Origin of the sequence: Pseudoalteromonas sp. 19-MNA-CIBAN-0066 (assembly GCF_040308705.1) — a bacterium.
Lineage (GTDB): Bacteria > Pseudomonadota > Gammaproteobacteria > Enterobacterales > Alteromonadaceae > Pseudoalteromonas > Pseudoalteromonas nigrifaciens.
The window spans coordinates 1-7,878 of record NZ_JBEONZ010000068.1 but is presented as its reverse complement, the minus strand read 5'-3'; the positions used below and the strand labels follow the sequence as shown (position 1 = coordinate 7,878).

6 protein-coding genes are annotated in these 7,878 nt (G+C 41.5%); 2 read left to right on the top strand and 4 right to left on the bottom strand.

The genetic code is table 11. The annotated features are described in order from the left end of the window. Window positions 1-59 precede the first annotated feature (59 nt). Both AAEZ18_RS17995 and gorA read right to left on the bottom strand, forming a co-directional pair. Window positions 60-584 (bottom strand): hypothetical protein, encoded by a 525-nt coding sequence (locus AAEZ18_RS17995; protein ID WP_225741007.1) that lies wholly within the window; start codon window positions 582-584, stop codon window positions 60-62. Window positions 585-864: 280 nt separating this feature from the next. After that, window positions 865-2,226 carry a glutathione-disulfide reductase gene (gorA, locus tag AAEZ18_RS17990; RefSeq protein ID WP_011327071.1) on the bottom strand — a complete coding sequence of 454 codons (1,362 nt, stop codon included), beginning with the start codon at window positions 2,224-2,226 and terminating at the stop codon, window positions 865-867. Window positions 2,227-2,431: 205 nt separating this feature from the next. Here gorA and prlC point away from each other — a divergent pair, with 205 nt between their 5' ends. Both prlC and AAEZ18_RS17980 read left to right on the top strand, forming a co-directional pair. Continuing rightward, window positions 2,432-4,483 carry an oligopeptidase A gene (gene prlC / locus AAEZ18_RS17985; RefSeq protein WP_197182941.1) on the top strand — a complete coding sequence of 684 codons (2,052 nt, stop codon included), beginning with the start codon at window positions 2,432-2,434 and terminating at the stop codon, window positions 4,481-4,483. A gap of 208 nt (window positions 4,484-4,691) precedes the next feature. Next, a complete protein-coding gene (locus AAEZ18_RS17980; RefSeq protein ID WP_197182940.1) occupies window positions 4,692-5,450 on the top strand; it encodes a class I SAM-dependent methyltransferase in 759 nt (252 codons plus the stop codon). Between the two features lie 480 nt (window positions 5,451-5,930). Here AAEZ18_RS17980 and istB read toward each other — a convergent pair whose 3' ends face one another. After that, a complete protein-coding gene (gene istB, locus AAEZ18_RS17975) occupies window positions 5,931-6,695 on the bottom strand; it encodes an IS21-like element ISShfr5 family helper ATPase IstB (RefSeq protein WP_008111090.1) in 765 nt (254 codons plus the stop codon). Window positions 6,696-6,723: 28 nt separating this feature from the next. Continuing rightward, window positions 6,724-7,878: IS21 family transposase (istA, locus tag AAEZ18_RS17970; RefSeq protein ID WP_350587298.1), on the bottom strand; the 1,155-nt coding region annotated here is incomplete at its 5' end.

Genomic DNA, 7,878 nt, shown 5'->3' with positions numbered 1-7,878 from the left:
ACCAGCCTAAAAAGGTAGCTTAGGCTTTCTTTTTGAAACTCCTTCAAAACGCGCAGCGTTTAGTGGGAGTTGTTCATAATGTTTTTAACTATACGCACGTAGCTCTCACCCATTATAGAGTGCCAAAATTCACCTCTGCCCATAATGCGAGAAAAAGCTAACAACGTAACCAAGCCAGATAAGCAAATGCCATAACTTGGTGTTTGAGTATAGGCTTGGATGGAGCTAAAAATAGTCCCTCTTTTTCTTATTAGGTAAACAAATATACAAGCAAGTATTGAATAAACGATAGTTTGCCAGGCGCCATCAAAAACATACATATCAAGGTATGTATCAAATTCTCTTACAAACATCATTGCTGTTAGAGCTGCAAGTAATACCGAAGCTACCTTAAGTTTCGAGCTAATACGCGAGGCATAAAAAAACAAAATAGCACTTAAAAAAGTTAAAATATCTTGCATGTGCTCAGTGAGTGTTTCTTCACTATAAAGTGCATTTTGCTGTAATTCAAAGCCTTCAAGCTGAATTAATGAGGCAACACCAGCTAAGCATAATAAGTAAATAAAAGATCGTAGTAAAAACATGAAAAAATCCACATAGGAGACCATGCGCGAGATTTTAATTACAAAAAGGACAGAAAGCCAAAATATTATGGAAACTTTTTATCGAATCCTTCCGAGAAAACCCATTGATCGACGCGAAGCGGCGTCGGTGGGATGAATCGGAATAACTAGCCCTGTTCTTGATGTTTTTCTTGTAATGGTTTGGTTGGTTTGTTGTGTGTTGCAAGTGTAAATATATTGAGCATAAAAAAAGCCCTTACTAAATAAATAGTAAAGGCCTTTTGCAGTTTAAAGTCGATACTTAGCGCATCGTTACAAACTCTTCTGAGCCAGTCGGGTGTATAGCAACCACAGCATCAAAGTCAGCTTTAGTTGCGCCCATTTTCATGGCGACAGCAAAACCTTGAATCATTTCGTCTACAGCAAAACCTATACCATGCAAGCCGACCACTTTTTCATCTGGACCTGCGCACACTAGCTTCATTTTACAAGGCTGGCGATGTTGCGTAACCGCGGTATACATAGCGGCAAAAGCTGATTGGTATACTTTTACGTTTTCTGCACCGTATTGCGATATAGCTTCTTGCTCTGTTAAGCCAATAGTACCAATGGGTGGGTGACTAAATACTACTGTAGGAACTAAGCTGTAATCCATTTTTAAATCATCTGGCAGTTCTTTATTAAATAAGCGCTCAGATAAAGTACGCCCAGCTTTAACTGCTACTGGGGTAAGCTCAATGCCGTTTTCGATAATGTCGCCCACAGCGTATACGTTTTTAGCTGTGGTATTTTGGTACTCGTCTACTTTAACAAAACCTTTGCTGTTAACTTCTACGCCTGCTGCAGCAATATTAATTGCATTTGTGGTTGGCTCGCGGCCAATAGCCCAAATTACTTGGTCTACGTTATGGCTTTTACCATTATCTAAATGCAAGGTTACTGAGCCGTCGTCTTCTTTAACCAATTTATGTGGTACAGATTCGGTATGCAGCGTAGGGCCTTCTTTTGCCATTACTTCAACTAGCGTATCGATTATATATGGGTCAAAGTTACGCAGTGGTGCGTGTTTACGCACAAATAAATGCGTGTCAGTGCCCAAGCTATGTAGTACGCCTGCAAGCTCTACAGCAATGTAACCTGCGCCAATAACAGCAACGCGTTTAGGTTGCTCTTTAAGCTCAAAAAAGCCATTAGAGTCAATGCCGTGCTCAGCACCTTCAATGTTTGGAATGCTTGGACGACCGCCAACAGCAATTAAAATATGATCAGCAGTATAATGCTCACCATCGACTTCAACTGTTTTATTATCTACAAATTTAGCAAAACCTTTAATTACGGTAACGCCGTTGTTTGCAAGGCCATTATCGTAACCTTTATGGATTCGGCCAATGTAGGCTTCGCGGCTTTCTACTAATTTGCCCCAATCAAAACCTTTTACTTCAACATTAAAGCCGTAATCAGGCGCATATAAATTAATTGCTTCAGCAACTTGAGCACCATGCCACATTACTTTTTTAGGCACACACCCTACGTTTACACATGTGCCACCCATATGTTTTGCTTCAATAAGTGCTACTTTAGCGCCACGCATTGCCGCACGGTTCGCCGACGCAATACCGCCGCTACCACCGCCAATTGCAATATAATCAAAATGCTGAGCCATGTTTAATCCTCAAAGTTTATTTAACTGTATTGTGCCGATGATAGCATATGCTCAAGGCAAATCACTTAATCAGCATAGGTAAAATTACCATACACCCTGTATAAACGAAAAAGATCTTATTGCGATCAGCATAAGCTTAAATGCTCTTGTATTTAGTCACTTTGCCCCAACTTTAATGCTTATAATGCACAAATTTGAGAAAAATATGACCAATGCAAACACTAACCCATTAATTGGGCTTGAAGGCCTACCGCCATTTTCAAAAATAAAGCCAGAGCACGTAGTGCCAGCACTAAAGCACGGGATTGAGCAGTGCCGCCAAGCCATTGAAGATGTGCTTGCTAAAAAATCATACACTTGGAACGATTTAGTACTGCCACTAGAAGAAGCTGATGATAAATTATCACGGATGTTTTCGCCGGTATCGCATTTAAATTCGGTAATGAATAACGACGAACTACGTGAGCAATACGAGCAATGTTTGCCACTTATTTCTGAGTACTCAACTTTTGTAGGACAGCATCAAGGCTTGTTTGCAGCTTACAACGCGTTATATAACAGTGATGAATTTAAAATTCTCACTACTGCTCAGCAAAAGTCGATTACGAATGCACTACGCGATTTTAAATTATCGGGTATTGCACTAGAGCCCGCGCAGCAAAAACGTTATGGCGAAATTAGCGCGCGTTTATCAGAGCTTGCCTCTAAATTTGGCAACAATGTTATGGATGCCACATTGGCTTGGCATAAACACATTACCGATGAAAGTGAACTGGCTGGTTTACCAGAGTCGGCGTTGGCTTTAGCTGCCGATACCGCAAAAAGTAAAGAATTAGACGGCTGGGTATTTACGCTCGATTTTCCATCGTACTTACCTATTATGACCTACGCCGATAATCGCGAATTACGCGAAGAAACATACACAGCGTTTTCTACACGTGCGTCTGATCAAGGTCCTAATGCGGGTGAATTTGATAACTCAGCAATTATGAGCGAAGAGCTAGCGCTACGTCATGAACTAGCACAGTTGCTTGGCTTTAATAGCTACGCTGAAAAGTCACTTGCCACTAAAATGGCTGAGACGCCTGCACAAGTATTCTCATTTTTAGAAGACCTAGCGGCTAAATCAAAACCACAAGCAGAGCAAGAACTTGCAGAGCTACAAGCCTACGCAGAGCAAAAACACGGTATTACCGAACTAGCAGCGTGGGATTTTGGTTATTACGGCGAAAAGCTTAAGCAAGACAAATACGCCATTTCAGACGAAGTACTCCGCCCGTATTTTCCAGCTAATAAAGTATTAAGTGGTTTGTTTGAAACAGTTAACCGTTTATTTGGCATTAGCGTAAAAGAAGTCAGTGATTTTGACAGCTACCACAAAGATGTACGCTTTTTTGAAATATACGACAGCAGTAATACGTTACGTGGCCGTTTTTATCTCGACTTATATGCTCGCGATCATAAACGTGGTGGCGCATGGATGGACGACTGTATGGGGCGCAAAGTACGCGCTAGCGGCGAATTGCAAACACCAGTGGCGTATTTAGTTTGTAACTTTAACAAGGCAATAGGCGATAAACCGGCCTTGTTTACTCATAACGAAGTAACTACATTATTCCATGAATTTGGCCATGGTATTCATCATATGCTAACTCAGGTAGATGCAGCGCCTGTTGCAGGCATTAACGGCGTTGCATGGGATGCGGTAGAGCTACCAAGTCAGTTTTTAGAAAACTGGTGCTACGAAGAGCAAGCACTTAGCTTTATTTCAGGGCATTACGAAACCGGCGAGCCACTACCAAAAGAGCTACTAGATAAGTTACTAGCGGCTAAAAACTATAACTCGGGCATGCAAATGCTGCGTCAGTTAGAGTTTTCGTTATTCGACTTTAAAATACATAACGACTACGTAGCCGGTGAGCCATGTAATATTCAAGCTGTGCTTAACGACGTACGTAGCCGCACCTCGGTGATTAAAGCGCCAGAATTTAACCGCTTTCAGCATGGCTTTAGCCATATTTTTGCCGGTGGTTATAGCGCAGGTTATTACTCGTATAAATGGGCAGAAGTACTCTCTGCCGATGCTTATTCTAAATTTGAAGAAGAGGGCATTTTTAACCCAGAAACAGGGCGAGCATTTATGCAGCACATCCTAGAAAAAGGCGGCAGCGAAGAGCCAATGGAATTATTTAAAAACTTCCGTGGCCGCGAGCCAAATGTTGACGCACTTCTTCGCCACAGCGGTATTGCTGCCTAAAGTATAAAGTTAACTCTATATACTTTGAGTTACTCACCAATATATAGCGGTCAGTTTTTATTATGAAACTGACCGCTTTATTTTTTACAGTATCTGAACTTTAATTACTCTCAAATTCAAGACTATTGTTTTCCTTTCATTGCTAATTTAATGCTTTAAACTAAGGCGCTTGATATACTGAAAAAGTATTTTATCGTCGGAGTGTAGAGTGGTTATTAAGTGTGCCTTTAAAGAATGCCGTCCTTATTTAAATGAGTTAGAAACACGTTTTGGCTTAGCCCATTGGGCAGATCAAAGCAGTGGTTTTAGCCTGCATTACGACGATACAGGCCTGAGCTTATATAAAACCGATGAGCCTAAGCTAGGCGCAATAAGCGTTGACTTTGTTACGGGCGCTGCAGCGCACAGACGAAAGTTTGGCGGCGGTAAAGGCCAAGCAATTGCCAAAGCAGTAGGCTTAAATAAAGGGGCGACTCCTATAGTCCTCGACGCTACAGCAGGGCTAGGACGTGATGGTTTTGTATTAGCGTCGCTTGGTTGTAAAGTAATATTGCACGAACGCCACCCCGTAGTTGCAGCACTTTTATACGATGGCCTACAGCGCGCATACAACGACATTGAAATTGGTCCGTGGATGCAGCAAAACATGAGCCTCATATTTGGCTCAAGCCATACCTTACTTGCTCAATGCGAAAGCATGCCAGATGTAGTTTACTTAGATCCTATGTTTCCGCATCGCGAAAAATCAGCCTTAGTTAAAAAAGAAATGCGCGTATTTCAAGACTTAGTAGGCGCCGACACCGACGCCGACGATTTACTCGAATTTGCCTACCCACTTGCCAGTAAGCGCGTGGTAGTAAAGCGCCCCGACTATGCCCCGTTTTTAAACGACAAAACCCCTAGCATGCAAATTAAAACGAAAAAAAACCGCTTCGACGTATATGTAAAAGCTGCGATGAATAAATAAATATTATTCTAATGCATTATCAAATTTCTACTTTTGTCGCTGAAAGCATACTTTGACATAAAGTAAGCATAGTCTGACAAATTGAAAGTATACTTTGACATAAAATTAGCTTTTGTATTTTTTACAAAAATAAATGATTTTAAAATCAATATCTTATTTTAAAAATGAAAGCATAGTCTGACAAATTTGACACTTTGGGGGGCGTTCAGTAGTATAAATGTACTTAAATTGCTTGAGTTTTACTCATGTACATAAGAAATTTGCGGAAACCCTCTCCGAATAAAAACGTATTTAAGTTTGCAAGCGCTAAAGTTGGCGAGGCAATCATGTGTGAGAGTTCATTGGAGTTTGACGCTTGCTTTCACCATGAGTACAACGAAAACATAAAATACTTTGGTAGTTGCGTAATACCATGATGCCGATCGCTCAATACCATTCAAGCCGATCACTTTTTTGTCTGTCAGTAGACCTCAGTAAAATCTAACTTGAGTGATCGGCATCAGTCAAGAAATTTAGTTTTTTTCGCATCGACTCGCCTTTTAATTCCAACTTTATCGCCCCGTGCACAAGCCTATCTAGAATCGCATCCGCGTGTGTCGATTCTCCGATCATTTCATACCAATTTTCTATCGGTAATTGACTCGCTATTAAGGTCGATTTTGTATCATATCTTGCATCAATTAATTCCAGTAAATCACTCCGTTGTTGAGCCGTTAATGGCTCTAATCCCCAATCATCTAAGATCAGTAAATTGGCAGAGCTAAGCTTGTTGATCAGTTTTCGATAACTACCATCGGCTTGCGCTAGAAACATCTTTTCTAATAGCTCTTTGAGCCTAAAATAATAAACGCTACTCCCTTGTTGGCAGTGGTTTTGACCAAGCGCGCAAGCGAGATAAGTTTTGCCACAACCTGTTGCTCCTGTGATCAAGATGTTTTGGTGAAGACGAAGCCATTCACCTTGTGCTAATGAACGGATCTGAGCTTTATCGAGTTGTCGTGCTGCGCCATAGTTGAGTTGGGCAAGTGTGCCGCCAACTCTGAACTTTGCTTGTCGCGTTAGGCGATCTATTTTACGCTGATCACGCTGCGTTATTTCATGTTCAAGCAATAAACTTAGCCGCTCTTCGAAGCTTTGTTCAACGTATAAATTGGGTTGCTCGTATTGCTGCAATAGCGCATCACGTATGCCGCTTAGCTTTAAATTACTTAACTGATTATTAACTTGTTGATTGATATTTTGCATAAGTCTTCCTATGGTTTGTTAATTTTTATTAATGGTAATAGTGGTTGCCACGGATATTTTTATGATCAATATCTTGTAGTAAATCACCTTGAGCTTGTGGCAAGGGTTGTTTATCCAAGCCTTTTTCTAAGATACTCTTTACTTGTTTAACGCGAGTAACACCTGTGGTTAATGCGCGATGACAGGCGGCTTCAAGACGTTGATCACTAAACTTTTTACCTAGGCTTAATAACCCCATACAAGCACGGTAGCTTTGCTCTGGATGTTTTTTAGCTTGCATCAATTGCATAACAAACTGCTCAGTTGATGTGCCAAATTTACTCGCCCAGCGTTCGAACCGCTGTGGTGTCCATTGTTGCTGCTTTTGATGAGCGATAGGCATATGCAGATCAAGCGTGGTGTGCGCACCTTCTCGGTATGATCTGGGGTGAACAGCGACTCGTATGCCTTGATGGTAGAGTGTCACCAACTTCCCGGAGGCATGGGCTTCAAGCTTTTGTTTAATTAAGGTATGTGGCACTGAGTAGTAGTGCTTTTCAATTTCCACATGATAATCAATATGCACGCTCACCTGTTTTACTAAGGTATAGCTGTAAGGCTGTGTAGGCAGTGGTTTGAGTGCAGGTCTGTCGATAGCATCAAACTGACTGAGCCGTGAGCCAGGATGCTTTTTCATTTTACGTTGATTTAAATCGACCAGTAATGCTTGTATTTTCAGGTTCAATTGACGCAAGCTAAAGAAGGTTTCATTGCGAAGGCGCGCCATTATCCAACGTTCAACAATTTGCACACCCACTTCAGCCTTAGCCTTATCCTTTGGTTTATAGGGTCTAGCGGGCACAATGACCGTATCGTAATGTGTCGCTAGTTGTTGGTAGGTTGGATTTAAGTCAGGCTCATATCGACACGGTTTGGTGACGGCACTTTTAAGGTTGTCAGGAATTATTAGCTCAGGAACACCGCCAAGAAACTCAAAACAACGGGCGTGACTCATCACCCAATCTTCGAGTTTCTGGCTGTAAGTCGCTTCGGCATAGGTGTAATTTGATGCACCCATGACCGCAACGAACACTTGTGCAGTACGACATTCGCCTGTACTTGTATCAACAATACTCATGGTTGGGCCACAGTAATCCACAAACAGTTTTTCACCTGCTTTATGATTTTGTCGCATGGAGGGTTT